The organism is Chryseobacterium sp. AC417, assembly GCF_979258215.1.
In genome coordinates this window covers 2984301-3011141 of the sequence record NZ_OZ409845.1, presented here as the reverse complement: position 1 = coordinate 3011141, position 26841 = coordinate 2984301, and the positions used below count along the sequence as shown (strand labels likewise).

The following is a 26841-nucleotide window of genomic DNA, read 5'->3' as shown; positions in this document are numbered from 1 at the left end:
TAAATTCAATTATGACTTACAGAAAATTAAAAAACAATCGATTTCTTCGAACAAAGATACATAATATTTACTCGAAACTGATTTCTCTGCTTTCACCGTTATTGTGAATGCTCATCGTGTGATATTTTAGTCCATACAATTCTTCTTCGTAAACTTCCGGCCATTCTATGATGCACAAAAAAGCGTTGTCAAGATATTCTTCAATGCCAATATCGAAAACTTCCTCAATGTTTTTCAGACGGTAAAGGTCAAAATGATAGACTTTTCCTTTGGGCGTATTGTATTCATTCACAATAGAGTAGGTAGGAGAGTTTACTTCATCTTCACTGCCTAATTTTTTAAGTAAGAATTGTGTAAATGTAGTTTTTCCGGCTCCTAAATTTCCTTTTAATAATAAAATGGGATGTTGAAGTTGAGGAAGGATTTCTTCTACAACTTTTTGCCAGTCTTGAATATTTTTTATATTAAATTGCATACAAATAATTTGTTGCAAAACTACAAATATTACATTTCAAAATCATGTATAAGCGTATATTAGTCAATTATAAAAGATCTATTTTCTTTAGTTTGTTTAAAGTTTTTTTAAACAAACACAAAATTAAATTTGCGCTGTAATTAAGAAGATTTCTTATGATGAAAAATTTTCATATTTATTTTTTAATTCTTTTTATAAGTATTAATATATCGTGTTTAAATTCTAAAAAAGCTACGGTTCATCATTGTGATATTGAGTCTCTACAATATCGTAATTATGATGCTGTAAAAGATTTAAATAAAATAAAGGACCTTCCTGATATAAAAGCGATAACTGATCATTCATTAGACTGGTTAATGAGTGAGGGTGCAGATTTTGAAGAAATTAAACAGGATCAAATAGTTTACATATCAAATGAAGAATTTTTTGTAAATCCCAATTCAAAAGATAAAATTCCTTTGTATATAATTGGTTATTATCAAAATAATAATATTAAACAATATGTTGCAGCAGAATTACATATAGGTAGAAATTCATCTTTGTACATTATTAATGAGGTTAATCAAAAAATTGTATCAATGTTTTTAGCTAATTCAAATTACAATTCAGGCTTTGGTAGTGAGAATGTTGAGACAAAAAAAATATCTGATAGCAGTTTTCAGATAAAAATCTATAGAACATCTGATGTGGCTGATGATAAAGGTAGCTTTTATGAATCATGTATTTCTCAAATTACAATGTCCGAAGAAGGCTCTCTGATTCCAGATTCAGTTACTGCTGGTAGTGAATAAATTTACTTATTTTTGTACCAATGATTTCCAAGCAGACGATCGATAAAATATTTTCCACAATCCGGGTAGAAGAGATTGTGGGCGAATATGTGCAGTTGAAAAGAGCAGGATCCAACTTCAAAGGTCTGAGTCCGTTTCATGATGAAAAATCGCCGAGTTTTGTTGTTTCTCCGAGTAAACAGATCTGGAAAGATTTTTCGACAGGGAAAGGAGGAACTGCGATTTCTTTTTTAATGGAAATAGAGAATTTCACATATCCTGAAGCACTGCGACATGCCGCAAAAAAATATGGAATCGAAATTGAAGAAGACCAGCGTGAATTTTCTGAGGAAGCAAAAAATGCCCAGTCTGAAAGAGATATTCTCTATAAAATTCATGAGATTGCTAATGACTATTTCCAAAATATTTTATGGGAAAATGAAGAAGGAAGATCGATTGGCCTGTCATATTTCAGAGAGCGTGAACTGAAAGATGAAGTGATCAAAAAATTCCAGTTAGGATATTCTCCCGAAAAGAAAAATGCTTTTACAGAATTTGCTTTAGAAAAAGGCTATTCTAAAGAAATTTTAGAAAAATCAGGACTGTCTATTTTTCCTGAAAATTCTCCGGCAGGAATTGACCGTTTCCGGGAGCGGGTAATGTTCCCGATCCATAGTTTTTCGGGAAGAGTTTTAGGATTTGGCGCAAGAATCCTTAAAAACAATATTAAAACTGCTAAATATCTCAATTCTCCTGAAACAGAGATTTATCACAAATCAAATGTTTTATATGGATTATACCAAGGGAAACAGGCGATTTCAAGAAAAAACATCTGTCTTTTGGTAGAAGGTTATATGGATGTTATTTCGCTTCATCTTTCAGGAATTGAAAATGTGGTGGCGAGTTCCGGAACCTCTCTTACGAACGAACAAATTAAGTTAATCAAAAGACTTACCGAGAATGTAACCATTCTTTTTGACGGTGATAACGCAGGAATTAAAGCAAGTTTCCGAAGCATTGATATGTTGCTGACGGAAGGCATGAATATTCGTGTTTTGCTTTTCCCCGAAGGTGACGATCCCGATTCTTTTGCAAGAAAACATCCGCAGGAATACGTTGAAAAGTTCATCGAAACTGAAGCGACGGATTTTATTGATTTTAAAGCTGAAATTCTTTTAAAAGAAGCAGGAAACGATCCTATAAAAAAGGCAGAAGCCATCAGAAATATTGTAAAGTCTGTCGGTTTTGTGCAAAACGCGCTGAAAAGAGAGGTTTATCTGAAAGAAGTTTCCAATAAATTCGGACTTTCTGAGCAGAGTCTATTTAATGAATTGGATATTCAGAAGCAGATTACTCAAAATCAGACACCGAGAACTCCACCGAAAGAAAATGTTCAGCCCAAACTGGAAATCGTTCCTGATAGTGTAGAACAAGTAGATCCGATTATGTTTGATCTTTTGAAACAGGAAAATAATCTGGTCAATCTAATGTTAAATTTCGGAGATGTTGTTCTTCAGCGAGAAAACGAAGCACACGAAAAATACGATATTACAGTCATTGAAGAAATTCTTCATCATTTTGAAGAAGAAAATTATGAGTTTCAGGTTGAGCTCAACAAAATTATCATCGACAGCATCAAAGAAGGAATTCAGAATGAAGAACTAAGAAAAGGAAACTTTTTCGTCACATTTATGAATGAAAATATTACTTCAAAAGTAGTGGATGCCATCATGCCTTTGAATGAACTGGAAAACTGGGCTTCAAGAAATATTTTTCCGCCCAATTATGGCGATAAAATCAACAGTCAGGTGGAAGGTGATATTCTGATTCATAAATTCAGATACATCGATTATTTAATTAAAGAAACTGCAAAAAACCTTGAATTGAATAAAGATGACGAAACAAAATATTTTGAAAGCATCAAAAAAATAACTTTGCTGAAGCAGGCTTCCATGCAACTGTCGGAAATTTTAGGATATTCTCCGATAAAAGCAATTTATGTGAAAAGGTAACAGTTTAGCTCGGTGTTACGATTTGTAAAGTGTTTTGCATTCATCTTAGAATTGTATTTCTGCCAAAAAGTCCTATAAAATTTTAGGAATAAAAATTGTAAATTACATCTTAATTAATTTAAAAAATATACCAATAGAAATATGGACATTAAAAAAGAATTCAGAGATTTCTCTGTAAAACACTTAGGAAACAGCGGTCTTGTTACCGATCAGTATATGGGAATGTATGGTCCTACCAATCTTACTCCTTATATCATGGAAGAAAGAAGAATGAACGTAGCTCAAATGGACGTTTTTTCTCGTCTGATGATGGATAGAATTATCTTTTTGGGAACAGGTATTGATGATCACGTTGCCAATATTGTTACTGCTCAGCTTTTGTTCTTAGAAAGTGCAGATCCTTCAAAAGATATTCAGATTTACATTAACTCTCCAGGTGGAAGCGTTTATGCAGGTCTAGGAATTTATGACACCATGCAGATTATTAAGCCAGACGTTGCTACGATCTGTACAGGTATTGCCGCTTCAATGGGAGCTGTTTTACTGGTTGCAGGTGAGAAAGGAAAGCGTTCTGCGTTGAAGCACTCTAGAGTGATGATTCACCAGCCTTCTGGAGGTGCGCAAGGTGTGGCTTCTGATATGGAAATCAACTTGAGAGAGATGTTGAAGCTGAAAAAAGAGTTGTACGACATTATCTCTGAACATTCTGGACAGACTTACGAGTGGGTAGAAAAAGCATCTGACAGAGATTACTGGATGACATCTACCGAAGCTAAAGAGTTTGGAATGGTAGACGAAGTTTTACAGAGATCAAAAGAAAAGAAGTAATTTTCGAAATAATATAAGCAAAAACACGTCGATTGACGTGTTTTTTGTTTCAATACAAACGGGCTTTAGCCCGTTTAAAATGATATTTTTATGATTAATTCCTTTGGCTTTAGCCAAACCCTATGAATTAAAACCTTCAATAATTTTAGAAAAATCTTCCAATTTCAAAGCAGCTCCACCAATTAATCCACCGTCAATGTCAGGTTGAGAGAAAATTTCTTTAGCATTATCCGGTTTTACAGAACCACCGTAAAGTATAGACACTTCGTCAGCAACTTCCTGTCCATATTTTTCAGCAATAATTCCTCTGATGTGAGCGTGAATTTCCTGTGCCTGTTCCGGACTTGCCGTTTCTCCTGTTCCGATTGCCCAAACTGGTTCGTAAGCAATTACCACCTTTTTGATTTCTTCAGCAGAAAGCGTGAAAAGTGCAGTTTCAGTCTGAGTTTTTACAACGTCTAAATGTTGTCCTGCCTTTCTTTGTTCAAGCGTTTCACCATTACAGTAAACAGGAATTAAACCTTTATCTAAAGCCAATTTCACTTTTTTGTTGCAGCTTTCATCATTTTCACCGTGATACTGTCTTCTTTCAGAATGACCGATTAGTGAACCGTTTACATCGATAGATTCCAGCATATCAACAGAAAGTTCACCGGTGTATGCACCACTTTCAAATTCGCTCATATCCTGAGAAAAAACTCCGATCTCATTTTTTTCGAAGATGTCTTTTGCCATCATTAAGTATAATGAAGGTGGCGCAATCCAAACCTCGCAATTGGTATTGTTGTCATTTTTATAACCTAATAACTGAATCATCAACTGCTGTGCTTCAATTACATTTTTGTTCATTTTCCAGTTTCCTGCAACTATTTTTCTTCTCATAGTTTATTTTATTTATTAATTCCTTCCAATTTAAACATAAAAGCATACACCAAGGCTGTATCTTTCAGGTAATCAAATCTTCCCGAAGCACCGCCGTGACCGTAAGCCATGTCTGTTTTTAATAACAATATATTTTTATCGGTTTTTAAATCTCTTAGTTTTGCCACCCATTTTGCAGGTTCAAAATATTGTACCTGAGAATCGTGTAAACCTGTGGTAACCAAAATATTCGGATAGTTTTTCTTTTCGATGTTTTCATACGGAGAATAAGACTTCATATAAAAGTAAGCATCTTTATTATTAGGATTTCCCCATTCGTCGTACTCATTGGTGGTTAACGGAATGCTTTCATCCATCATGGTGTTCACAACATCTACAAAAGGAACTTGTGATATGATACCATTCCATAAATCAGGTTTCATGTTCACGATAGCTCCCATTAATAAACCACCCGCACTTCCTCCTTGAGCATACAAATGTTTTGGTGAAGTATATTTTTCTTTCACTAAATACTCACCTGCATCGATGAAATCTGTAAAAGTATTTTTCTTTTTCATCATTTTGCCGTCTTCATACCACTGTCTTCCCATTTCCTGACCTCCACGGATATGGGCAATGGCATACGCAAAACCTCTGTCTAAAAGACTTAGTCTTGTACTGCTGAAAGTGGCATCAATCGAATTTCCGTAAGATCCGTAAGCATAGAGCAGAAGCGGACTGTTTCCGTCTTTCTTATACCCTTTTTTATACACAATGGAAATCGGAATTTTTGTGCCGTCTTTAGCAGTTGCAAAAAGTCTTTCTGTGATGTAATTTGCTTTGTTGTAACCGCCCAAAACTTCCTGCTCTTTCAGTAAAACTCTTTTGCCTGTTTTTAAATTTTGCTCAAACTGAGAGCTTGGAGTAACCATTGATGTATAACCAAAACGGAAATTATCCGTATTATATTCAGGATTACCCGATGGATAAACGGTATAAGCAGGCTCATCAAATTTCAGAAAATCTTTTTTCCCTGTTTTTCTGTCATAAATGACCAATTGTGAAAGTCCGTTTTGTCTTTCACTGAAAACCAGATAATTTTTAAACTCACTGATCCCTTCCATCAAAACATCTTTCCTGTGGGGAACAAAATCTTTCCAGTTTTCAACGCCTGTTTTGTCTAAAGGTGTTTCTACGACTTTAAAGTTTAGAGCGTCTTTATTGGTTGTAATTAAAAAACGGTCTTCTAAAGGAGTAACGTCATACAAAACATCTTTCATTCTTGGTTGAAAAACTTTGAATGTTTCGTTCGGTTTGTTGGCATCCAGATACCTTGTTTCTGAAGACGTTGTCGCTCCGGAATAGATCATAATGAACTTTTCGTTCTTAGATTTTCCGACACCAATGTAATTAGTTTTATCTTTTTCTTCGTACACCAGAATATCTTTTGATACATCAGTTCCTAAAAAATGTCTGAAAATTTTCTCGGTAAGAAGTGTTTCAGGATTTTTTGAAGTGTAGAAAATTGTTTTATTATCATTCGCCCATGTAGCAGAGCCTGTGGTGTTTTTAATACCAAGATCTGTCGTCTTGCCTGTTGTAAGATCTTTTAAAAATAATTTGTACTGCCTTCTGGAAACATCATCTACTCCGAAAATCAATTGGGTATTATCTGGACTGATGCTGAAACCTGATGCTGAATAGTAGGCGTGACCTTCTGCCATTTGATCTACATCCAGGAGAATTTCTTCAGGAGCAGTAAGACTTCCTTTTTTTCTGCAATATTTAAAATACTGTTTTCCGGTTTCTGTGCGGCTGTAGTAATAATAACCGTTTTTAAAAGTAGGAACGGTTTCATCTTTTTCTTTAATTCGGGCTTTCATTTCCTTAAAAAGCTGATCTCTGAAAGGCTCTGTGTCTTTCATCATTCCTTCCCAATAAGAATTTTCAGCCTTCAGATAATCAACTACTTTTGAAGAATCTTTTGCTTTTTTAAAATAGTCAATCATCCAGTAATAAGGATCATTTACCTTATCTGAATGAATCTCTCTGATATGTTCCTTTTTTTCTGCAACAGGTGCTTTTAAGTCAGGGAATTTTTGAGATTGAAATGTCGCAGAAATACTCATAGCTAATAATCCTAAATGAATTTTCTTCATGGTTATATTTTTAAGTTTAAGCCAGATTCCAAAGATTTTTCAGAAGCATATAAAAAGTATGTTCCTCATCAGTAACAATATCATCAGCTTTAATCAGTGTTTTAGCAAACTGAATAAAGTTTAGACGCTCTTCCTCTGTAGAATCGTCTAGGAAACAACGCCCGTGAAATTCAAAATGGTCTTTCCATTCTTCCGGCTGAAGCAATGCGATGGCTTCCAATTCGTTATCTAAATTTATTTTAAAAGGAAACTCGTCAGCCAGATATTGCTGCACCAACATTCCTTCTTCGGGAGCAAATTCTCCGTCCACAGATGAAAGAATCATTAATAAGTGATAACCGGCGATTGATTTATTTGATTTTTGCATTTAAATATGTTTAAGTTTTTAGTATAAAGTTGACTAATCAACGTAATTTTTTGCAGGTTGTTTGTCTACAATTTTTCCATTTTCCAAAATTAAAACAAAAGGATTACTTCTGGCAATAGTTTTAATAGCAGTTCCGTCCATCATTGCATTTTTAATGGTTTTAAACGTAGTCGGGATGGTAGAAATTCCATATATAACTGCGGTTTTATCAGTATTTACTTTAGCTTCCACTTTCTTGAGTAAGTCAGAAGAAACATCTTGCGGATGATACGCAAAAACTAAAATTGCTTTCGGAGCATTGATGATCTCATCTGTTAAATCAATTCCTGTGGGATCTTCGATTTTAAACTTTACAATTTCAGATTTATACCCTTCCTTAATTAATTTTGACTCATTTTTACCTTCCTCAATCTTCCATGGTGAGCCTTCTTCCCAGTATTTTGTCTGGTTGATATAATCATCCTGATTAACTTTTAAAACTTCTCCTGTTTTAGAATTTTTCAGTGAATAAAAAGTTTTATATTCTGAAGGATTTTTACTGATTTTTTCTTTCTCAGCTTTCAGATCAGTTCCTATCTTATAATCACGGAAATCAATAATCGGCTCATTGATTATTCCCTGAGCCATAATGAAAATCATGATTCCTGAGAAAAGTCCAAATGCAAGTGACAAGAATTTATTATTCTTCGGTTTAGCTGTAAGATCATCTTTTCTGTTGAATTCTTTACGATATAAAATGAACAGAATTAAAAGTCCGATCAACAGAACAATATCTTTCACAAAGCTTTCCCAGGGTGTAAATTTAATGGCATCTCCGAAACACCCACAATCTGTCACCACATTAAAATATGCGGAATAAAAAGTCAGAAATCCGAAGAAAACACAAAGTGCAAGCAATGCAGAAAGTGTGAATTTCAGTTTGAATTTCAACAAAAGCATAAACCCTAACCAAAGTTCTAAAACCACGACAATGATCGAAAAAAGCAAAGCGAATTTCTCAAAAAACGGCATATTGAAAACCGAAGGTGAAAAATATTCTTCCATTTTAAATGAAAAACCCACTAAATCTACCGCTTTTACAAATCCTGAAAGGATAAAGATCAAAGCGATGATGCAACGTAATAAACTTTTTATCATATTATATAATTTGATGTTCTAAGTTGTTTTCTTTTTCCGAGAATTTAATCAGGCAGAACACTGCGTAATTCAGCATATCAAAATAATTGGCATCCAGACCTTCTGAAACGATGGTAACGCCTTGATTGTCTTCTATTTGTTTTGTGCGTAGAACTTTCTGATAAATCAAATCGGTTATAGATGAAATTCTCATATCTCTCCAGGCTTCGCCGTAGTCATGATTTTTTCTTTCCATCAAAGATTTGGCTTCGTGGGCATATTTATTATAAAGATGTAGAATTTCCTCTTTATTTTCGTTAAAATCATTGGAAAGACCTTTCTCTAATTGTATCAATCCGATGATGGAGTAGTTGACCACAGCGATGAATTCACCTTCTTCACTTTCATCAACCATTTTTACATCCGTCATCTGCAACGTGCGGATTCTGTTGACTTTTATATAAATTTGATCTGTTATTGAGCTCGGTCGCAAAACCCTCCAAGCTGCACCATAATCCTGTAATTTTTTACTGAAAAGATCACGACATTCACTGATGATTTTCTCGAACTGTATTGAAGTTTTTAACATACATTCTCTTAATAGTTCAAATATACAAAATTTTGTGTTTTAGTTTGGGTTTGAGGTTAGAGTGTCTATGAGTGGGAAGGTTTTGATTTGTGAAATAGAGTTTTACTTTTACGAATCTTACAATTCTTTTTTGTCATATTTTTGTAAATAAATTTCAATACATAATTCCAATGTCCAATAAAAACTCACCATATAATACTCAAACACTCAAACATTCTCACTCTATCAACTGTAATGGAAGATTGGTTGATTTAAGTTCGCCCAGGTTGATGGGGATTTTAAATCTTACACCGGATTCTTTTTCGGATGGCGGAAAATTTAATAATGAAAAATCTGCACTTCAGCACACCGAAAAATTATTGAATGAAGGAGTTTCTATTATTGATATTGGTGCGCAATCTACACGTCCGAATGCCGAATTTTTGAACAGTAACGAAGAAATCAGAAGACTTGGAAATGTAATTTCTTTAATAAAAAAAGAATTCCCTGAAACTTTAATTTCACTCGATACTTTCTATGCTGAAACAGTGAAATTTGGTTGTAATGAAGGGATTGATATGATTAACGATATTTCTGGCGGACAATTTGATTCTGAATTGCTTGATGCAGTTGCCGAAACAAAACTTCCTTATATTTTAATGCACGTCAATCAGTCATACGAAACGATGCATGAGAAAACTTCTTTTGCAGATATTACCTTATCTGTCAATCAATATTTTTCAAAGAAAACAGATGAACTTTTAAAAAAAGGAATCAAAGATATTATTTTGGATCCCGGATTTGGTTTTGGGAAAACAGTGGAGGATCAGATGAAAATGATACATGAAGTGGAATTTTTGGGTTTCGAAAATTTCCCTTTACTGATAGGAATTTCGAGAAAATCATTTATATATAAGCCTTTAGGGAAATCTGCTTTGGATATTAATGAAGAAACTCAAAAGCTGCATATGAAGGTTTTGAAGCAAGGTGCGAAAATTCTGCGTGTACATGATGTTGCTGAAGCAAAGAAAACTGTTGATGAATTTTTTAAATCATAAAATGAAGCATAAAAAAACCTCTCAGAATTACATCTTGAGAGGTTTAATTTTAAATAACAATCTTCATTGATTCATTACCCATTAGTAATTTCTCATATTTAGAAGCCAAGTAATTTCAGTTTAAACTGAATGGCAAAATTATCTTTAAACTTCGGCGTATTGTAATGTCCGACTCTGTAGAAAAATCCCAGGTTGAATTGTGATGAAAGGAAATTATTCCATTCCAATCCTAATTCGTTGTATAAATGATCTAGTTTTTTAAATTCAAACTGATGAAATTCCGGATTTTTCATATCACCAATTGTTCCTCGGTAGATAAAATCAAAACTTGAAACATTCTTCCCGAAACTTTTGAAATACCAAGGAAGTCTGTGGGTAAGATAAGCACCTACAAATTTATCATTATAGTATTTTCCGCCTTCCATTGTGGCAAAACCAAGATAAGAAGTTAAGTTAAAATTAAGTCCTCCGTTTCCTTTTCCTAACCCATTCATGGTGAAATTTTTCCAGATAGGAGCGTCGCCGGTGATGATTCCGCCGTAAGCTCTGATTCCTGTAACCCCTAATTTGGTTTTAAAATTATGAACAAATAAGGCATCAAATCTGCTGAAATTAAAATCTCCGTCTAAAGTTTTAAACCCCTGTTCGTAATTTAAGTAGACTTCAGGAAGACTCTGCTCATACGTGTATTTTCCTGTGGGAGTCATGATATTTTTCGAATTGGGAGAATATTTCAGTGTAATCGTAGATGAAGTTACATCAAACTGACTTCCCAAACCTTTATAGTTGTAGGCAAATTTAGATTCTTCCTCGGTTTTTTTTGCCGAAACATTAATCGTCAAAGCATTGGTAATATCATTTTCGTAACTTAATTTAAAGCCTTCATAACCAAAGAAAACTCCATTATTCAAGGCAACCCCGGAATTCATGATTTTCATTCTGAAGTTCCACAAATTTTCTGAGAAACGACCGGCTGCCATTACGTCATTGAAATACTCAACTCTGAAGAATGAATTTTTTTCTAAAGTCGTACGAACGTCAACTCCGGCTCCGTATTTGAATTTTTTATCATAAATACCATAAGCAAAATAGGCATCGGGAGAAATGTATTTGTTGAATTTTTCGTTCAGTTTTGCTCCGGCTCCGAAACGGAAATGCTCATATTTATTGTATCCGATGATTTTTGCCAAATCAAAATCTACGATACCGACTCTTATTTTTCCTTTTAAAAGACCCGTCAATGCTTTCGCTTTTTGGTCTAGCTTATATTTACTGCTAAGACTGTCAATTTTAGTATACGTGGTAACTTCGCGGTCAGTCAGATTTTCTGTGCGGTATTGATCAATCAAATTACCGTCTGAATTTTTTACATCAATTGTATATCCTCTGAAATCTTCAGGTTTTTCCTCGATTGGAGTTTTAAAATCGAAATAATCTGCAGTAGCAAAAGCATAGCTTCCGAATTTCTGCCTATTGTTTTTATCGGCCTCTTTTTCTTCTTTGGTTTTATCTTTATCTGATTTTTCATCGGTGTCAAAAGAAGTAGAACCCATTTTTATTTTATAGTTTTCTTTTACCAAAAACCATTTATTCTCAACAGGTTTCCAAATGCTGGTAATGCTTCCTTCACTTTTGATCTTGCTGTTGCTTTCAATCTTTTTCAGAGCATAAGTTTCTGTGTCAACGTAAAGATATCCGTTAAATTTTCTTTTGTTAACCGCTTGTTTATAATCAACCTGACGAAAGCGAATCACATAGTTTTTTCGGCCGTCAATTTCAATTGAATCAGTAAGAAAGAATCTGTAAAGATTTCTGTTTTCTTCTTTTATTTCTTTTGGAATTACATTTCTGTTAGACCGGAACGCCATCAGTTCATAGATAGGCTCTTTCAAACCTGCGATTTTATTGTCTAGAATATTTGTTTTTTCACCGTATTTTTTTGAATATAAACTTTGCGATGCTCTTTCCCACAGGAACATTTTACTTTCACCCACCAGTTTCATCAGATTTACAGATTCCAGAGAATCTTTTCTTTCCTGAACTTTCATGGGCTGCTGCGGAAGTTTTTTTAAAGAGTCAATTCGGTTGGTAATGTAAGTATTGTATGCCTTAATGCTGTCTTCATCAAAATCCAAAGAGATTTTTTCGTACGATTTGAAAGAATAAGAATCTAAACTTAGCGGTGAATTCTGCTTGTAATTTTCGTTAATTTTTCTCAGAATTTCTAAAGCTCTGGGATCACTCTTGTCTTCTAAAATTACCGTTTCGATATTCCTGGTTTTAGGATCGGTTTTACTCAGAAAAACTTCCATTACTTTATCAACAACCACGTCATCTTCATAAAAACCTTTAGCAGAAACTTCCACTTTTTTACATTTTGTTCTAAAATTGAGAATTCCTGCTGCATCAGTTTTTCCGACAAATTTATTGTTGCAGGTTACTGTAGCGTTAGGAACTGCCGTATTGTCTCCGGAATTTTTGATGATAATTTTCGACTGCGAGAAAATGCTGATATACCCGAATGACAACAGCAGAATAAATAATTTTTTCATAAAGAACTACTAAGTAATGGTTTTAGATTTTTGACTACACAGCTTTTCCATTTTATTGAAAATGTGTAATCAAACAGCTATGGCAAAAAAAGTGCCGTAGATGTTAAAAATTCTTAATACAAATGATTTGTCAATTAAGAAGAGCTTGTTTTTCTGCAAATTCTTTGGCGAATTTTATTCTGTCTTCTTCCAGTTTTTCCTGATTACCGGGCAAAATGTAATTGAATAAAATTTTGTCTTTGTTGTCTAAAAAGATCATTTCTTTTTCTTCCCCATCGATCATCTGTGAGAAAATTACCCACATTGAAGTGTCTTTTAATCTTAATAATTCAAAAAACTGTTCTGCTTTTATTTCTATTTTTTTCATTGATTTATTTTTTTAATTATTTAACAACATTTTTAAACCCGTCAAAATTCTGCTAATTTTTGCCATCTTCTGAGAAGGCAATTTTTAAAATTCTAATAATTTAAGCTTAAACTGAAAGGCAAAATTCTGTTTAAAACTGTAGGTTGTGTAATATCCGACTCTGTAAAATATGCCCAGATTAAAGTACGAAGAAAGAAAATTGTTCCATTCCAGACCTACTTCCTGATACAGATGATCTAATTTTCTGAATCTGAAATCGTGATATTCCGGGTGTTTCATATCTCCGATGGTTCCTCTTAAAACGAAATCAAAACTGGAAACATTTTGTCCGATACTTTTAAAATACCATGGAAGTTTATGCGTCAAATAGTAGGCTACAAATCTGTCATTATAAAATTTCCCACCTTCCAAGGTAGCAAATCCAAGGTAAGAGGTTAAGTTAAAATTAAGATCCCGACTTGGCGAAGCAAGACCGTTCATCGTAAAGTGTTTCCAGATAGGAGCCTCACCCAAAACCAAGCCACCATATAATCTGACTCCTGTTGTTCCTAAACGAGTTTTAAAATCCTGCACAAAAAGGGCATCAAAACGGGTATAATTAAAATCTCCGCCTAAAGCTTTGAAACTTTGTTCAAAATTAAGATACAGTTCAGGATATTTTTGATCAACCACAGACTTTCCCTGCGGAGTCATAATGTTGGTGGAATTTGGAGAATATTTTAAGGTGACGAGTGTGTTGAAGTTTTCAAAGGTTGCGCCACTGTTTCTGAAATTATAATCAAATTTTGCTTCTTCCGTATTTCTTCGTGCGGCAAAAGCTAAGGTCAAACCATTGGTAACATCATTTAAATAAGATAAAGAAGCACCTTCGTAACGGTAATATTTGTCATTATTGATATTGTTACCATAATTCATCATCCTCATTCTGAAGGTCCAGAGTCTGCGATAAAATTCTCCTGATGAATTTACATCATCATAATATTCGAATCGGAAAAAAGAGTTTTTATCAAGTGTGGTTTTGATGTCAAGCCCAATTCCGTATTTTAACTGATCGTCATTCAAACCATACGCAAAATAATAATCGGGAGAAAAATACGGATTAAAATTTTCATTGAGTTTTACTTTTAAACCTAATCGAAAGCCTTCGTAGAGATTGTAATTGATTACTTCACCAATATCAAAATCAAAACTTTTTACTCTTATCTGTCCGTTAATTAAGCCTGTTAAAATCCTTGCCTTACGATCAATATTGTATTTTTTTCCTAGGCTGTCAATAACGAAATACGTATTTTGTTCTCTTTCAGACAAAGGATCTGTACGGTATTTCTCCAGAGTTTTTCCGTCAGCATTTTTTACTGTGAAAGTATATCCTTTAAAATCTTTCGGGTCTTCTGTGATTGGCGATTGATAATCAAAATATTTCGAGCTCAGATAAGCATATGTTCCGAAGCTTTTCTTATGATTTTTATGATGGTTTGCATTATTTACTGCTGATTCATCAGAACTGTTCATCATCATCCTGCTCATTCTCAGCTTTACAGTTTCTTCATTCAGAAACCATTTGTTGGCAAAAAAGATCCATATACTGGTAATGTTTCCTTCGTTTTTTTCTTTGCTGATGCTTTCTATTTTTTTGATGCCATAGGTATCAATATCAATGTAAAGATACCCGCTGAATTTTCTTCTTTTAACCGATTTTTTATAGCTCGCCTCACGGAAACGGATGACAAAGTTTTTTCTGCCGTCAACTTCAATGGTGTCTGTAAGATAAAATCTGTACAGACCACGATTCTCCGGCTTGATCTGATCTGGAATTTTGTCCCTGTTTCCCTGCATCGCAATCAGTTCGTAGATGGGCTGCTTCAATCCGGAAATCCGGTTATCAAGAATATTTACCTTTTCACCGAATTTTTGTGAGTACAAATATTCCTGAGCCCTTTCCCAAAGAAATAATTTGCTTTTCGAGAATATTCTCCTTGCCGAAACATCATTGATAGAATCTTTTGTTTTCTGCTTTTTGAATAGATTAAAATTCTCATTGAAAACTTCGTTGAACGCTGAAATACTGTCCTGATCAATATCTAATGAGATCTTATCGTAAGATTTGTAGGTGTAAGAATCTAAGCTTTGTGGTGAGTTGCTTTTAAAAAGCTGGTCTACTTTTCTCAGAACTTCTAATGCCTGTGGATCACTTTTATCTTCAAGAATTACGGTTTCTATAGATTGTGTTTTTGATGACGTGTGGATAAGAGTAACGGTCATTTCATCTTCAACCAATGCACTTTCTTTGAAATAATTGGGTGCAGAGATCTGAATACTTTTACACTTAGATTTAAATTCTAAAAATCCGGCAGGATCTGTTTTACCTAGAATTATACCGTCACATAAAACAATAGCATCAGAAATTGGAGTTCCTTTGGCTTCGTTTATTACTGTAAGTTTTGATTGTGAATAACCAAAAATGAATAGTAACAGAAATATAAAAACAAGCCCTTTTTTCATGAAAAAAATCTGCCCCAAAATTACTGATATTTCTTTGGGTAATAAAGTTTTTGAGGTGAAGTTTATGTTTCAATTTAAGCTCTGAAAAACAAAATTCCCGATCATGAACTGTCTAAAAAGTGTTGAACTCTTCGGAACCGTCCATTATCGGGAATTCTATTGTTTTTAAATGAAAGTTGTATTACATTGCTTCTTCCTTCGTGATGGTAATTTCTTTCAATACTTTACCGCTTTTATCAGTATAGATATATTTGATATGATTGATTCCCAAAACAGAAATCTGTGAAAACACTTGTCTGATCTGACCAGATTTCAGCATCGCTTCTTTCATGGCTACCTCTGTTCCTTCAATTGCCAAAGCCTTCTTAAAGCTATCAGGAACTTCGCAGGTATACACTAAATTATTATCAGCATCCGCTTTAATATTTGTGATTTTTGTTCCTGTTGAAGGATCCTCAACGGGAAGATTCTTGTTGAATGATTCAAGAATACTGTTCAGTTGTTGATTGTTTGGTTGGTTTCCTTTAGCAATAGATTTAAAATCAACATCTTTTGCAAGGGTTTTGTTGTCGATGGTTTTATCTAAAATCAATTTAGAATTGAGACCATATACTTTTAGATTAAATTTTACTCCGCTATCGAAAAGTTCCTGACCTAATTTTTCACTTTTAATAGCCTGTCCTATAAGATCGGGGAGAGCAGCTGTTACCAGATCGCTTTCCATTCCGCTGCCTTCGTAATCGGTCTCTACGGAAATATTAACTAAATCCGGACTGGATGTTGTGGCTTTAGTCGATTTAATTTTGTTGTTGGTGATCATACTCGAAGACCGATTATACATATCCACAAACTCCTGGGTCTTGTCTTCTTTTGTTTTACAAGCCATTAACAGCATTGAAGCCATTACCATAAAAAGTAGTTTTTTCATAAATAATATTTTAGGAAAGATAATCAAAAACATAAACTTTAGGTCTCTGTTTATGTTATTTAATTTTAAAATTTAATCTCGGCTTAAGAAGTGAAAAGAGGATTGATCTTATAACATAAACAATCCCTTTCAAAACTGAAAGGGATTGTTTAAACTACTTCCGTACAATAAAATCTTACAGAACCATAAGTAGTGATATGTTAATAAGAATTAAATATTCAAAGCTTTCTGATAGGCATTTTCCAGACCATCAAGATTTTTACCGCCTGCTGTTGCAAAACCTGGGTTTCCGCCGCCGCCGCCTTGAATTTCCTTTGCTAAATCTTTTATAATCGTTCCTGCCTGATAACTTGCAGCCAAATCATCAGAAATCCCAACGGTAATCATTGGTTTTCCGTCGTAATCGGATAAAACAATCGTTACAGAAGTCGGAATTTCTTTCTTCAGTTGAAATACGATATCTTTCACAGAACCTGCATCCAGAGAAGTTTTCTTTACCAGAAGCTGCTTGTCGCCTTTATGTTCATAAGAAGTTTTCCAGTCGCCGATTTCGCTTTTTGCTTTTTCTTTTTTCAGAGATTCAACTTCAGATTTTAATGCTGAATTTTCATCCATTAATTTCTCAATTGATTTTACAATATCTTTAGATTTTAACAAATGTGAAAGTTCAGCAACTTGTTTTTCCAAATTCTTGAAATATTCTTCAGATTTGTCTCCTGAAATGGCTTCAATTCTTCTGATTCCAGCCGCAGCAGAACTTTCAGAGTTGATTTTAAAATGACCGATCTCGCTTGTATGTTGTACGTGAGTTCCACCGCACAATTCTTTTGAACTTCCAAACTGGATCATTCTCACGCTGTCGCCATATTTTTCACCAAACAATGCCATCGCACCTTTCTCAATCGCTTCCTGAATCGGAATGTTTCTAAACTCCTGCAGTGCAATATTTTCTTTAATTTTTGCATTGACTTTTTCCTCAATCAAAGCCAATTCTTCTTCTGTCATTTTACTGAAATGCGAGAAGTCAAAACGCAGATAATCAGGACCAACGAATGAACCTTTCTGCTCAACGTGCGTTCCCAGAACTTCTCTCAGAGCCTCGTGCAATAAATGCGTTACAGAGTGGTTTGCCTGAGAATTTTTTCTTTCGCTTGCGTTGACTTTAGCGTAGAAAACAGCCCCCGCATCTTTCGGAAGTCCGTTGATTAACGAAATAATCAATCCGTTTTCCTTTTTAGTTTCAATAACTTCAAAGCTTTCAACTGCATTTTCCAAAACGCCTTTATCACCGATCTGTCCTCCTCCTTCAGGATAGAAAGGGGAGTTGCTCAACACAACCTGATAAAATTCGCCGTCTTTATTTTCTACTTTTCTGTATCTTGTAATATATGTTTCCGCTTCGATTTGGTCATAACCAACAAAATTTTCAGGCTTTTCTTCTAAAACAACCCAGTCGTACACTTTAGAAGCAGAATCTTTTTTAGAACGTTGCTTTTGTTTTAACATTTCAGCTTCGAAACCAGCTTCATCAATCGTCAAACCTTTTTCTTCGGCAATAATTCTCGTCAAATCATCAGGGAAACCGTAGGTATCATATAATTCAAAAACTTCTACACTTGATAGAACTTTAGAATTTTCTGAAATCGTCTGCTGAATTAATTTTTCAACTCTTAATAAACCTGTTTCAATAGTTTTTAAAAAAGATTCTTCTTCACTTTTGATGACTTCAGTGACTAATTTTCCTTGCTTTTCCAATTCCGGGAAGAATTTTCCCATTTGGTTTTGAAGAACAGCTACCAATTCAAAAAGGAATGGTTCTTTTCGATCTAAAAATCGATAAGAATAAGAGATTGCTCTTCTTAAAATTCTTCTGATTACGTAACCTGCACCGCCGTTTGAAGGTAACTGTCCGTCAGCAATTGCAAACGAAACTGCTCTGATGTGATCTACTACAACGCGGATCGCAATATCTTTTTCGTCCGTTAAAATTCCTGTATATTTTTTTCCTGAAAGTTCTTCAACTTTAGCAATCAAAGGCGTAAAAACATCAGTATCATAATTCGATTCTTTCTGTTGCAAAGCCATACAAAGACGTTCGAATCCCATTCCTGTATCGATGTGTCTTGCAGGAAGGTTTTCCAGTGAGCCGTCTGCTTTTCTGTTGAACTGCATGAATACGAGATTCCAGATTTCTACAACTTGTGGATGGTCGTTGTTTACTTCCTCAATTCCAGGTTTTTTTGCTTTTTCTTCTGCACTTCTAAGGTCAACGTGAATTTCAGAGCAAGGTCCGCAAGGTCCGCTTGCACCCATTTCCCAGAAGTTATCTTTTTTGTTTCCGTTGATGATTCTGTCTTCAGAAACAAATTGTTTCCAAAGATCATAAGCTTCAGTATCTCTTTCCAGATTCTCTTTTTCGTCACCTTCAAAAATGGTCACGTACAGATTTTCTTTTGGAATTCCGTACACTTCCGTCAACAATTCCCAAGCCCAGGAAATAGCTTCTTTTTTGAAATAGTCGCCAAAAGACCAGTTTCCCAACATTTCAAACATGGTGTGGTGATAGGTATCACGGCCCACATCATCCAAATCGTTATGCTTTCCGGAAACTCTCAGACACTTTTGTGTATCGGCAATTCTTGGCGCCGTCGGAGTTTTATATCCTAAGAAAAAATCTTTGAACTGTGTCATTCCGGAGTTGGAAAACATCAGCGTTGGATCGTCTTTCAACACGATAGGTGCTGAAGGAACGATAAGGTGGTTTTTACTTTTAAAATAGTCTAAAAACTGTTGGCGTATTTCCTGTGAAGTCATTTTTTATAGCTTTTAATATCAAAAAAATTGATAAGGTTGCAAATTTAATATTTTTAAGTGATTGCGAAATAGAGTTGCTGAGAATTAATGAAAATTATCGAGTGTATTTGATAGATTTTTTTTAATTGTTCTTAAATTTCACCATTAAGAAAATTAATTTATTAAGGGTAATTAAGAATCAATTAAAATTGATTTAAGAATGCTGCTGGATATTGACTTTGGTGTTTATTTTAACGCAAAGCACACAAAGATTTGTAACTACTAACTGCTTTAGGTTACACAGAGGCGTTTGACTTAGTCGAATCTTCGATTTCACTTATAAAAGCTCGCAAAGTGTTGTTATTACAAATTTCTGATAATCAGAAAGGTTTTTAAAACAATTCGTTGATGAAAATATTATAAATCATCAGAACCTTGTATTTCTTTAATAAGTGAACGCCTTTGCTTATCCTAATTTAAGAATGTTTATGTATAAAAATCTTAGTCTTTCTTTGCGTTAAAATTTAGCTTATGAGAAATATCGTGTAATCGTAAACCAGTTAAACAAACTATTTTCTAAGATTTTTCGTATATCATATTAAAGAAATTGATCGTTGAAAATTAATCTAAATCAAATTTAATTTTAGCGTGAAATTTGCATCTAACAAAAGTGTTCTAAAAATTATATCAACAAAATGATTAAGCATAATAAACAAAAAATGAAAAACATATTCATATTACTGGGAATGTTTCTTGGAATTGCTGTTTTTGCAGCAAGCTGCGGAGATTCTAAAAAAGTAAAACCAACAGAAACTAAAGAAGAAAATCAAAAAATTATGGAAGCAGGAAATGTAAAAGAAGTTTATTTTGCAGGAGGATGTTTTTGGGGAACCGAACATTTATTTCAGCAGGTAAGAGGCGTTGTAGGAACTGAAGTAGGATATGCCAATGGGAAAACTAAAAATCCAACGTATGAAGAAGTGGTGAGTCATACTACAGGTTTTGCGGAAGCGGTAAAAGTGAAGTACGATGCAGATGAGGTAGATTTGAAACTGTTGATTGAACTTTATTTTAAATCAATCGATCCTACGACTTTAAACAGACAGGGAAATGATGTAGGAGATAATTACCGCAGCGGAATTTATTTTACTGACGCCAATACAGAAAAAATTGTAAAAGCAGAAGTTGAAAAATTAGCCAAAAATTATTCTAAGCCGGTCGTTGTAGAGGTTGAAACTTTGAAAAATTTCTATAAAGCGGAAGATTATCATCAGGATTATCTGAACGCAAATCCGGGAGGTTACTGTCATATCGAACCGGGACTTTTTGAAGAAGCGAGAAAAGCAAACCCGCCAAAAGCGAAAAAATAAAATTGAAAAGTTGTCGAAAGGCAACTTTTTTAGTTTAAAAATCTTTCTTTGATGCTGAACATGGAGATGTTTAGGAAGATTAAAAAGGAAAAAAATATATAATAAGCTGGTTGAGAAAGATTATTTAAAATGTTCTCCTGATTTTGAATACTTATTTTAATATTCTCAAAAGATTGTTGAATAAAATTTTGTTCAAAAGCTTCTGTATTTACAAAATTATCATGACAAAGCAGACACTCAATCTTTTCATCAGATTCTCTAGGTTTTGGATAATCTGAACTCACGACTAAATTTCCTGTTTCTAAATCTATTCCGTAATATTCATGCTTTGAAATATGAAAGTCATTCAATAATGATACAAAATCACCGTATGTGTTCTTTTCATTTAGAATAAATTCAATTCCTGAGTTCTGAGAATTTTGATTCTTGAGTTTTCTAATTTCAGAAACATATAGATTTGAATTCTTTTTCGCATTATTACTCTTGATATTTATTTTTGTGTAATGATCATGTTTTAAAGGCAAAAAAATTCCAATACCATTTTTGTCTGCATTTGCATTCTTATCTTGGGATGGAAGTTGTATGTCTATAATATTCGCAACCGTAAAGTCGATGTATGGGGTGATGTAATACCAAAACAAAACAGGAATCAATAATGCGCTTATCAATCCTGGAACGTAGTATATTTTCTTTCCTGAAATCATCGGTTCAAATGTAAATAAAAAAAGTGACTCAAAAAATGAATCACTTTTATATTTGAATAATGTTAAATCTTAAAATAAAAACTACCAATCTCTCTTTTTCAAGATCAGATAAGAACCCAGAATGAAAATTGTACACCAAACGATACAGGCAATCAGACTTTCCGTAGGATAGGTAAACTCGTATTTCATACCCATCGCTTTTGCCATATTAAGTCTCATCATCGGGTTTGGAATTAAACTCGACATACTTTCCAACGGTAAAAGTTTGCTGAAGAAAAAGTCGTTTTGAAGAATCTCATTTCTCTGTGGTCCCTGCATTCCGCTAACTTTCGAATAGGTTTCAATACCTCCAAGAATCGATTCGCCTACCCAAAGTACAAAAAACGCAAGAAATACAAAGATTGATTTTCTCAACAAAATAGAAAGAAACATTAAGAAGCAGAAAAATGTAAACAGCTTTAAAAAGTAATTTCCAATGAAAAATATCTCTGCATAAACCTTTGATGATTCTGTATCTTTAGAATATTGAAATCCTAAAAACATTGTAATTGCCAAAACAAGTACAGTGGAAATCACCGTAAAAATCGTAATGGTAAGCAGTTTTGAACCGATAAATTCTTCTCTGCTTAAACCATCTATCGTATTCTGTTTAAACATTCTGTTGCTGAATTCCTGACAGATGGAGAATACAATGATTAATCCTAAGAAAATCTTCAGTAAAGCAACTATCCATGTGGTGAAATTCCAGATTTCCGGAAAATTATACATTCCCTGTTCTTTTAAATTAATAGGGTTTCCGAACAGTTTTATATCAACCAAACCGATTAGTAAAAAAATTACCAATATTGCAAAGTAAAGTATCGTAAAAACCTTAAACGGTGTGTAATTCAGGTTTTTGTAATATTCAAGTTTTAATAATTTCATCATGATTAGTTGGTGTTTTTTACAAGTTCAAGGAATTGATTTTCAAGTGACTGTTTTCTTTTTGCAAGATGAGATAAGAAAATGCCTTTTTCAGATAATTTCTGATTTAGAGCAGACGCAGAGACAGATACATCTTCAAGAATCTGTGCTTTGATAACATCGCCGTCAATATTGATAGAACCGAACCATTGAAGTTCTTCCAGAGCAGTCATCAATGTGGTGTTATTATCAGCTTTCAGTTCAAAATATCCTTTGTTATTCGTTATTTCGTTCACTCTTCCGGAGTAGATCGCATTTCCTTCTTTCAAAACGATTACGTGGCTGCAGATTTTTTCAATCTCATCCAAAAGGTGACTCGCAATGATGATGGTGATTCCCTGTTTTGCGATACTCCCGATAATCTCTCTGATCTGAATGATTCCTTCAGGATCTAAACCGTTCGTAGGCTCGTCTAAAATCAAGACTTCCGGATTATTCAGCAAAGCAGAAGCAATTGCCAAACGTTGTTTCATACCCAAAGAATAGGTCTTAAAAGCGTCTTTTTTTCTATCTAAAAGTTTTACGGTTTGCAATACTTCATCAATTCTTGAGAAAGGTGTTCCTTTGATTTCTGCAACAATTTTAAGATTGGTTTCGGCATTTAAATAAGGATAAAAATTCGGCTGTTCAATGATGGCGCCTATTCTTTTCAGTGTTTCAGGATCAGTTCCTTTTTTGCCAAACCAAAACCAGTCGCCACTTGTAGGGTTAATGGTTGAAAGCAGCATTCCGAAAGTAGTTGATTTTCCGCTTCCGTTGGGACCGAGAAGTCCATATACATTGCCTCTTTCTACGTCAAAGGAAATATTGTTAACAACAACTCTCTTGAATTTTTTAGTCAGATTTTTGACCGATAAAACTTTTTCCATGTTTTTAATTCTATATGCAATAGGTTTCTCTTTTTCGTGAAATGTTACAATGAAGTTCAAATATTATTAGAAAGTTAATACGTTTATAAGTTTATTGATAAGAACTAAATTTTTATCCAACATCAAACAACAAAGAACGAGTAACCATCAACCTATCATATTTTTTATTAAATTTGATTCAAAGATGATTTATGAAGTTAATAGAACTGGCAAAGGAATTGAGTGTTTCCGCAGAGGCTATCAAGCAGTTTATTCAGGATTTTGATCTGGATCTTATTGATTGTATCACCACTCAATTTGAAGTGAAAGAAGATTTTGAAAAGTTTGCCCGGGAAAATGTGGATTTTTTGAAACAATATGAGAAAGATTTAGACGAAAATAAAACTGTCGAACAAATAGCCGAAACCATCAATCAGCCGAAAGAAAAGATTGAAAAGGCAATTGAGGAAGATCAATCCAATATTTTTGATAACGGATTTTTCCGTTCTTCGGTTTCAAGTTATGGCATTGACAATAAGCTAGGAGGCAATTATCAATTTGTCTATAATTATTTTGGAAATAAAACCAGGCTGCAACAGCGAGATTTTATAGGTTACAGAGATTTATTCTTTTATATTTCTAGCGTTTTAGAACCGTTTTTAAATCCTCAACAGATCAAAGACTGGGGAATCAACAAACCTGTCGGAATCATTTTATACGGTCCTCCGGGAAGCGGTAAGATTTTTTGGGCAAACAAAATTGCGGAAATAATTAGTTATCAATTTAAAGAAGTCAAGAAACATTATCTGGGAACCTCTTTCGTAGATGGAAATCAGACCAACTTTAATGATTTTCTTTTAAAAATGATGAAAGAAGAAAAAGTTTTGCTTTTTTTGGAAGATTTTGATGAAATTATGATGGCGAGAAGTGCTGAGACAAATGTTGCAACCTGCAATCTCGAATCTCAGGAAGTTATTCTTCATTATATTTCAAAATTTGAGAGCGAGGATGTTTTAATGGTTGGTTCAGCCAATTCAGTCGCTGATATTGATGAAGAAATTCTGGCACCCGGAAGATTTGATGTCGTAATACCTGTTTTTCCTCCCAATGCGGCGGAGCGGTCGGAAATCATTCTGTATTCAATGACCAGAAATCTAGATAAAGATTCTTTGCTTTTCAGGATTCTTAAAAATAACAAAGCTGATAAAATCCCTTTCTGGAGCGGAATTGCTTCTAAAATGAAAGTTTTTAGCAACACCATGCTGATTGATTTTACCCAAAGTTTAAAAAAACGAATTAAAAACCGTTATGACAAAACTAAAAACGAAAAACTCATCATTGATGAAACACTTTTAAACGGTGCTTTACGGGATGCCGGAGCAAAACTGACCGAAGAATATCTCAACCAGATTGCCCAGTTTTTAAGTGATGTGATCGTTAATAATTTAGATGATTTCCAGATGAGAATTCATGCTTTAAAAACCGAATTAGAATCTTACAAAGCTGTGGAAATACCAAGAAGAGAAATAGGTTTTCAGCATAATGATGAAGATAAGGTATAAGTGAAATAGATTGAGCGTTGGAGTATTGAAGAGATTACAGCTTTAAATATTACCCATTTCAAAATACCTTTGCTCATGATTTATGCGTAAATTTACACCTCAAATTTTATAGTTTTGATTAACAACGACCAGATAAAAGAAACCCAATCCAGAATTCAGGATTTATATAAATTTTTGCAAATCGAGAAAAAGAAAATTGAGATTGCAAACGATGAAGAAAAAACACTTGCTCCGGAATTTTGGGACAATCCCAAAGAAGCAGAAATTTTCATGAAGCAAATGCGCTCCAAGAAAAAGTGGGTGAATGATTATGAGGAAATTTTTACAAGATTTGAAGATATTCAGGTTTTAATGGAATTTGCTAAAGAAGATCCAGATTCTGAAAAAGAATTAGACGAATCTTTTCCGGCTCTTGTAGAAAAAATTGAGGATTTAGAGTTTAAAAATATGTTGTCTAATGAGGGCGACGAACTTTCTGCTGTCTTACAAATCACAGCAGGAGCAGGAGGAACCGAATCTTGCGATTGGGCTGCAATGCTCATGAGAATGTATACGATGTGGGCAGAAAAGCAGGGTTATAAATTACGGGAACTGAATTTTCAGGAAGGTGAAGTTGCAGGTGTAAAAACGGTAACTCTGGAAATAGACGGCGAATTTGCCTTCGGATATTTGCGTGGGGAAAATGGTGTGCACCGTTTGGTAAGAATATCTCCGTTTGATTCTAATGCGAAAAGGCATACGAGTTTTGTTTCGGTTTATGTATATCCTTTGGTAGATGATACGATAGAAATCAATATCAATCCTGCCGATATTTCCTTTGAAACCATGCGTTCGAGTGGGGCAGGAGGGCAGAACGTCAACAAAGTGGAAACAGCTGTTCGTCTTCGTCACGCACCTTCCGGAATTATTATTGAAAATTCTGAAAGCCGTTCTCAGCTACAAAATAAAGAAAAAGCAATGCAGCTTTTGAAATCCCGTTTGTATGAAATGGAATTGGCAGAAAGAATGAAAGCCCGAAACGAAATTGAGGCCGGAAAGATGAAAATCGAATGGGGAAGTCAGATCAGAAATTATGTGATGCATCCTTACAAATTGGTAAAAGATGTACGTTCCGGACACGAAACTTCTGATGTAGACGGTGTGATGAACGGAAATTTAACCCCATTTCTTAAAGCCTTTTTAATGGCAGACGGAACTTCGGTTTCTGATGATGACCTCGACCTATAAAATATCATGTTTGAATTTTCGTTAAAATATGCTAATATATTTTCAGCATAATTTTATTAAGCTTATTTTTGTTCATCATCATTACTTATGGAAGATTACAATAGCTGGAGAGATTTACTAAACCCCGAATTCTATATCAATATGGGTGGGTTTTGGGTTATATTGTTTATCATTTTTGCCGAAACAGGTTTGTTTGTAGGGTTTTTTCTTCCGGGAGATTCTTTGCTTTTTGTTTCTGGTATTTATGCAGTAGATATTATTTCTCAGACTTTTGGGTCTACAGGAAGTGATTTTTTAGACACTACTCTTTTGGCAAGTGCTGTGGCGATTGCTGCTATTGTAGGTAACCAGGTAGGATATTGGTTTGGCAGCAAAACAGGACCTGCTCTTTATAAAAAACAGGATACTTTCCTTTTCAAGAAAAAATATTTATACCAAGCTCATGATTTTTTTGAAAAAAATGGAGCATTAGCTGTGATTATGGCGAGATTTTTACCTGTGGTAAGAACGTTTATGCCAATTGTAGCCGGTATCGTGAAGATGGATAAAAAGGCATTTCTACGAGATAATATCATCGGTGGTATACTCTGGTCTTTCAGTTTGATCTTTGCAGGGCATTATTTAGATAAATTATTCATGGATCAATTTGGGATCAATCTGAAAGAAAAGCTTGAATTTATCATCATCATCATTGTTCTGGTAACTACAGTTCCTGTCATTCTTAAATTTGTCCTTGGAGCTCCAAAAGAAAACCCGAAATTGGAGGATGAGGTTTTAGATGATTTGATCGATAAAGAAAAATAACTAACTT

At 34.1% G+C, this 26841-nt stretch carries 21 protein-coding genes and 1 pseudogene; 8 read left to right on the top strand and 14 right to left on the bottom strand.

All coding sequences use genetic code 11. The features are described from left to right. Positions 1-67 precede the first annotated feature (67 nt). Positions 68-475 carry a tRNA (adenosine(37)-N6)-threonylcarbamoyltransferase complex ATPase subunit type 1 TsaE gene (gene tsaE, locus ACZZ9T_RS14330; protein WP_463442654.1) on the bottom strand — a complete coding sequence of 136 codons (408 nt, stop codon included), beginning with the start codon at positions 473-475 and terminating at the stop codon, positions 68-70. Positions 476-630: 155 nt separating this feature from the next. Between tsaE and ACZZ9T_RS14325 the strand changes: the two genes are divergently transcribed. The 3 genes from ACZZ9T_RS14325 (at position 631) to clpP (ending at position 4085) form a co-directional block, all read left to right on the top strand. Further along, the gene (locus ACZZ9T_RS14325; protein WP_463442653.1) at positions 631-1266 is read left to right on the top strand and encodes a hypothetical protein; all 636 of its coding nucleotides are present in this window, start codon (positions 631-633) and stop codon (positions 1264-1266) included. Positions 1267-1286: 20 nt separating this feature from the next. Next, complete coding sequence (dnaG, locus tag ACZZ9T_RS14320) at positions 1287-3257, top strand: DNA primase (RefSeq protein ID WP_463442652.1); 1971 nt, start codon at positions 1287-1289, stop codon at positions 3255-3257. Positions 3258-3398: 141 nt separating this feature from the next. Beyond that, positions 3399-4085 carry an ATP-dependent Clp endopeptidase proteolytic subunit ClpP gene (gene clpP / locus ACZZ9T_RS14315; protein ID WP_463442651.1) on the top strand — a complete coding sequence of 229 codons (687 nt, stop codon included), beginning with the start codon at positions 3399-3401 and terminating at the stop codon, positions 4083-4085. 120 nt (positions 4086-4205) lie between these two features. Here clpP and tpiA read toward each other — a convergent pair whose 3' ends face one another. Genes tpiA through ACZZ9T_RS14290 form a run of 5 tightly spaced genes read right to left on the bottom strand, consistent with a single transcriptional unit; the run spans position 4206 to position 9177 of the window. Beyond that, positions 4206-4967, bottom strand: coding sequence for a triose-phosphate isomerase (gene tpiA / locus ACZZ9T_RS14310; RefSeq protein ID WP_463433231.1), 762 nt, complete (start codon positions 4965-4967; stop codon positions 4206-4208). Positions 4968-4975: 8 nt separating this feature from the next. Next, positions 4976-7105 (bottom strand): S9 family peptidase, encoded by a 2130-nt coding sequence (locus ACZZ9T_RS14305; protein ID WP_463442650.1) that lies wholly within the window; start codon positions 7103-7105, stop codon positions 4976-4978. A 16-nt stretch (positions 7106-7121) separates the two neighbouring features. Further along, entirely contained in the window at positions 7122-7472 is a 351-nt protein-coding gene (locus ACZZ9T_RS14300; RefSeq protein ID WP_463433227.1) for a tellurite resistance TerB family protein, read from the bottom strand. A gap of 33 nt (positions 7473-7505) precedes the next feature. Further along, positions 7506-8609, bottom strand: a complete 1104-nt coding sequence (locus ACZZ9T_RS14295; RefSeq protein WP_463442649.1) for a BT_3928 family protein — start codon at positions 8607-8609, stop codon at positions 7506-7508. 1 nt (position 8610) lies between these two features. Next, complete coding sequence (locus ACZZ9T_RS14290; RefSeq protein ID WP_463442648.1) at positions 8611-9177, bottom strand: DUF1599 domain-containing protein; 567 nt, start codon at positions 9175-9177, stop codon at positions 8611-8613. 170 nt (positions 9178-9347) lie between these two features. On the opposite strand from ACZZ9T_RS14290, the gene folP reads away from it, so the two are divergent. After that, positions 9348-10214 (top strand): dihydropteroate synthase, encoded by an 867-nt coding sequence (folP, locus tag ACZZ9T_RS14285; protein ID WP_463442647.1) that lies wholly within the window; start codon positions 9348-9350, stop codon positions 10212-10214. A 98-nt stretch (positions 10215-10312) separates the two neighbouring features. On the opposite strand, the gene ACZZ9T_RS14280 is transcribed toward folP, so the two are convergent. From ACZZ9T_RS14280 to alaS, 5 genes are all read right to left on the bottom strand, one after another. After that, complete coding sequence (locus tag ACZZ9T_RS14280) at positions 10313-12766, bottom strand: hypothetical protein (RefSeq protein ID WP_463442646.1); 2454 nt, start codon at positions 12764-12766, stop codon at positions 10313-10315. A 130-nt stretch (positions 12767-12896) separates the two neighbouring features. Continuing rightward, a complete protein-coding gene (locus tag ACZZ9T_RS14275; protein WP_463442645.1) occupies positions 12897-13133 on the bottom strand; it encodes a hypothetical protein in 237 nt (78 codons plus the stop codon). An 84-nt stretch (positions 13134-13217) separates the two neighbouring features. Then, positions 13218-15635, bottom strand: a complete 2418-nt coding sequence (locus tag ACZZ9T_RS14270) for a hypothetical protein (protein WP_463442644.1) — start codon at positions 15633-15635, stop codon at positions 13218-13220. Positions 15636-15816: 181 nt separating this feature from the next. Next, on the bottom strand, positions 15817-16563 hold the full coding sequence (locus tag ACZZ9T_RS14265) for a hypothetical protein (protein ID WP_463442643.1): 747 nt from the start codon (positions 16561-16563) through the stop codon (positions 15817-15819). Between the two features lie 210 nt (positions 16564-16773). Next, the gene (gene alaS / locus ACZZ9T_RS14260; protein WP_463442642.1) at positions 16774-19377 is read right to left on the bottom strand and encodes an alanine--tRNA ligase; all 2604 of its coding nucleotides are present in this window, start codon (positions 19375-19377) and stop codon (positions 16774-16776) included. Between the two features lie 815 nt (positions 19378-20192). Here alaS and msrA point away from each other — a divergent pair. Next, positions 20193-20714, top strand: a pseudogene (gene msrA, locus ACZZ9T_RS14255) (peptide-methionine (S)-S-oxide reductase MsrA); the annotation flags it as partial. Positions 20715-20755: 41 nt separating this feature from the next. Here the strand turns inward: msrA and ACZZ9T_RS14250 are convergent. The 3 genes from ACZZ9T_RS14250 to ACZZ9T_RS14240 all read right to left on the bottom strand — a co-directional run bounded on the left by ACZZ9T_RS14250 (position 20756) and on the right by ACZZ9T_RS14240 (position 23262). Beyond that, entirely contained in the window at positions 20756-21430 is a 675-nt protein-coding gene (locus tag ACZZ9T_RS14250) for a hypothetical protein (protein ID WP_463442641.1), read from the bottom strand. 81 nt (positions 21431-21511) lie between these two features. Further along, complete coding sequence (locus ACZZ9T_RS14245) at positions 21512-22357, bottom strand: ABC transporter permease (RefSeq protein WP_463442640.1); 846 nt, start codon at positions 22355-22357, stop codon at positions 21512-21514. Between the two features lie 2 nt (positions 22358-22359). Next, positions 22360-23262, bottom strand: coding sequence for an ABC transporter ATP-binding protein (locus tag ACZZ9T_RS14240; RefSeq protein ID WP_463442639.1), 903 nt, complete (start codon positions 23260-23262; stop codon positions 22360-22362). Between the two features lie 191 nt (positions 23263-23453). Here ACZZ9T_RS14240 and ACZZ9T_RS14235 point away from each other — a divergent pair, with 191 nt between their 5' ends. From ACZZ9T_RS14235 to ACZZ9T_RS14225, 3 genes are all read left to right on the top strand, one after another. Beyond that, on the top strand, positions 23454-24803 hold the full coding sequence (locus ACZZ9T_RS14235; RefSeq protein WP_463442638.1) for an AAA family ATPase: 1350 nt from the start codon (positions 23454-23456) through the stop codon (positions 24801-24803). 114 nt (positions 24804-24917) lie between these two features. Further along, complete coding sequence (prfB, locus tag ACZZ9T_RS14230; RefSeq protein WP_463442637.1) at positions 24918-26030, top strand: peptide chain release factor 2; 1113 nt, start codon at positions 24918-24920, stop codon at positions 26028-26030. An 87-nt stretch (positions 26031-26117) separates the two neighbouring features. Beyond that, the gene (locus tag ACZZ9T_RS14225) at positions 26118-26834 is read left to right on the top strand and encodes a DedA family protein (RefSeq protein ID WP_463433201.1); all 717 of its coding nucleotides are present in this window, start codon (positions 26118-26120) and stop codon (positions 26832-26834) included. The last annotated feature ends 7 nt before the right edge of the window (positions 26835-26841 follow it).

Excerpts from the sequence above, each read along its gene's own strand:
- tsaE (WP_463442654.1), bottom strand. The coding sequence starts at position 475 with ATGCAATTTAATATAAAAAATATTCAAGACTGGCAAAAAGTTGTAGAA.
- ACZZ9T_RS14325 (WP_463442653.1), top strand. The coding sequence starts at position 631 with ATGATGAAAAATTTTCATATTTATTTTTTAATTCTTTTTATAAGTATT.
- dnaG (WP_463442652.1), top strand. The coding sequence starts at position 1,287 with ATGATTTCCAAGCAGACGATCGATAAAATATTTTCCACAATCCGGGTA.
- clpP (WP_463442651.1), top strand. The coding sequence starts at position 3,399 with ATGGACATTAAAAAAGAATTCAGAGATTTCTCTGTAAAACACTTAGGA.
- tpiA (WP_463433231.1), bottom strand. The coding sequence starts at position 4,967 with ATGAGAAGAAAAATAGTTGCAGGAAACTGGAAAATGAACAAAAATGTA.
- ACZZ9T_RS14305 (WP_463442650.1), bottom strand. The coding sequence starts at position 7,105 with ATGAAGAAAATTCATTTAGGATTATTAGCTATGAGTATTTCTGCGACA.
- ACZZ9T_RS14300 (WP_463433227.1), bottom strand. The coding sequence starts at position 7,472 with ATGCAAAAATCAAATAAATCAATCGCCGGTTATCACTTATTAATGATT.
- ACZZ9T_RS14295 (WP_463442649.1), bottom strand. The coding sequence starts at position 8,609 with ATGATAAAAAGTTTATTACGTTGCATCATCGCTTTGATCTTTATCCTT.
- ACZZ9T_RS14290 (WP_463442648.1), bottom strand. The coding sequence starts at position 9,177 with ATGTTAAAAACTTCAATACAGTTCGAGAAAATCATCAGTGAATGTCGT.
- folP (WP_463442647.1), top strand. The coding sequence starts at position 9,348 with ATGTCCAATAAAAACTCACCATATAATACTCAAACACTCAAACATTCT.
- ACZZ9T_RS14280 (WP_463442646.1), bottom strand. The coding sequence starts at position 12,766 with ATGAAAAAATTATTTATTCTGCTGTTGTCATTCGGGTATATCAGCATT.
- ACZZ9T_RS14275 (WP_463442645.1), bottom strand. The coding sequence starts at position 13,133 with ATGAAAAAAATAGAAATAAAAGCAGAACAGTTTTTTGAATTATTAAGA.
- ACZZ9T_RS14270 (WP_463442644.1), bottom strand. The coding sequence starts at position 15,635 with ATGAAAAAAGGGCTTGTTTTTATATTTCTGTTACTATTCATTTTTGGT.
- ACZZ9T_RS14265 (WP_463442643.1), bottom strand. The coding sequence starts at position 16,563 with ATGAAAAAACTACTTTTTATGGTAATGGCTTCAATGCTGTTAATGGCT.
- alaS (WP_463442642.1), bottom strand. The coding sequence starts at position 19,377 with ATGACTTCACAGGAAATACGCCAACAGTTTTTAGACTATTTTAAAAGT.
- ACZZ9T_RS14250 (WP_463442641.1), bottom strand. The coding sequence starts at position 21,430 with ATGATTTCAGGAAAGAAAATATACTACGTTCCAGGATTGATAAGCGCA.
- ACZZ9T_RS14245 (WP_463442640.1), bottom strand. The coding sequence starts at position 22,357 with ATGATGAAATTATTAAAACTTGAATATTACAAAAACCTGAATTACACA.
- ACZZ9T_RS14240 (WP_463442639.1), bottom strand. The coding sequence starts at position 23,262 with ATGGAAAAAGTTTTATCGGTCAAAAATCTGACTAAAAAATTCAAGAGA.
- ACZZ9T_RS14235 (WP_463442638.1), top strand. The coding sequence starts at position 23,454 with ATGAAGTTAATAGAACTGGCAAAGGAATTGAGTGTTTCCGCAGAGGCT.
- ACZZ9T_RS14225 (WP_463433201.1), top strand. The coding sequence starts at position 26,118 with ATGGAAGATTACAATAGCTGGAGAGATTTACTAAACCCCGAATTCTAT.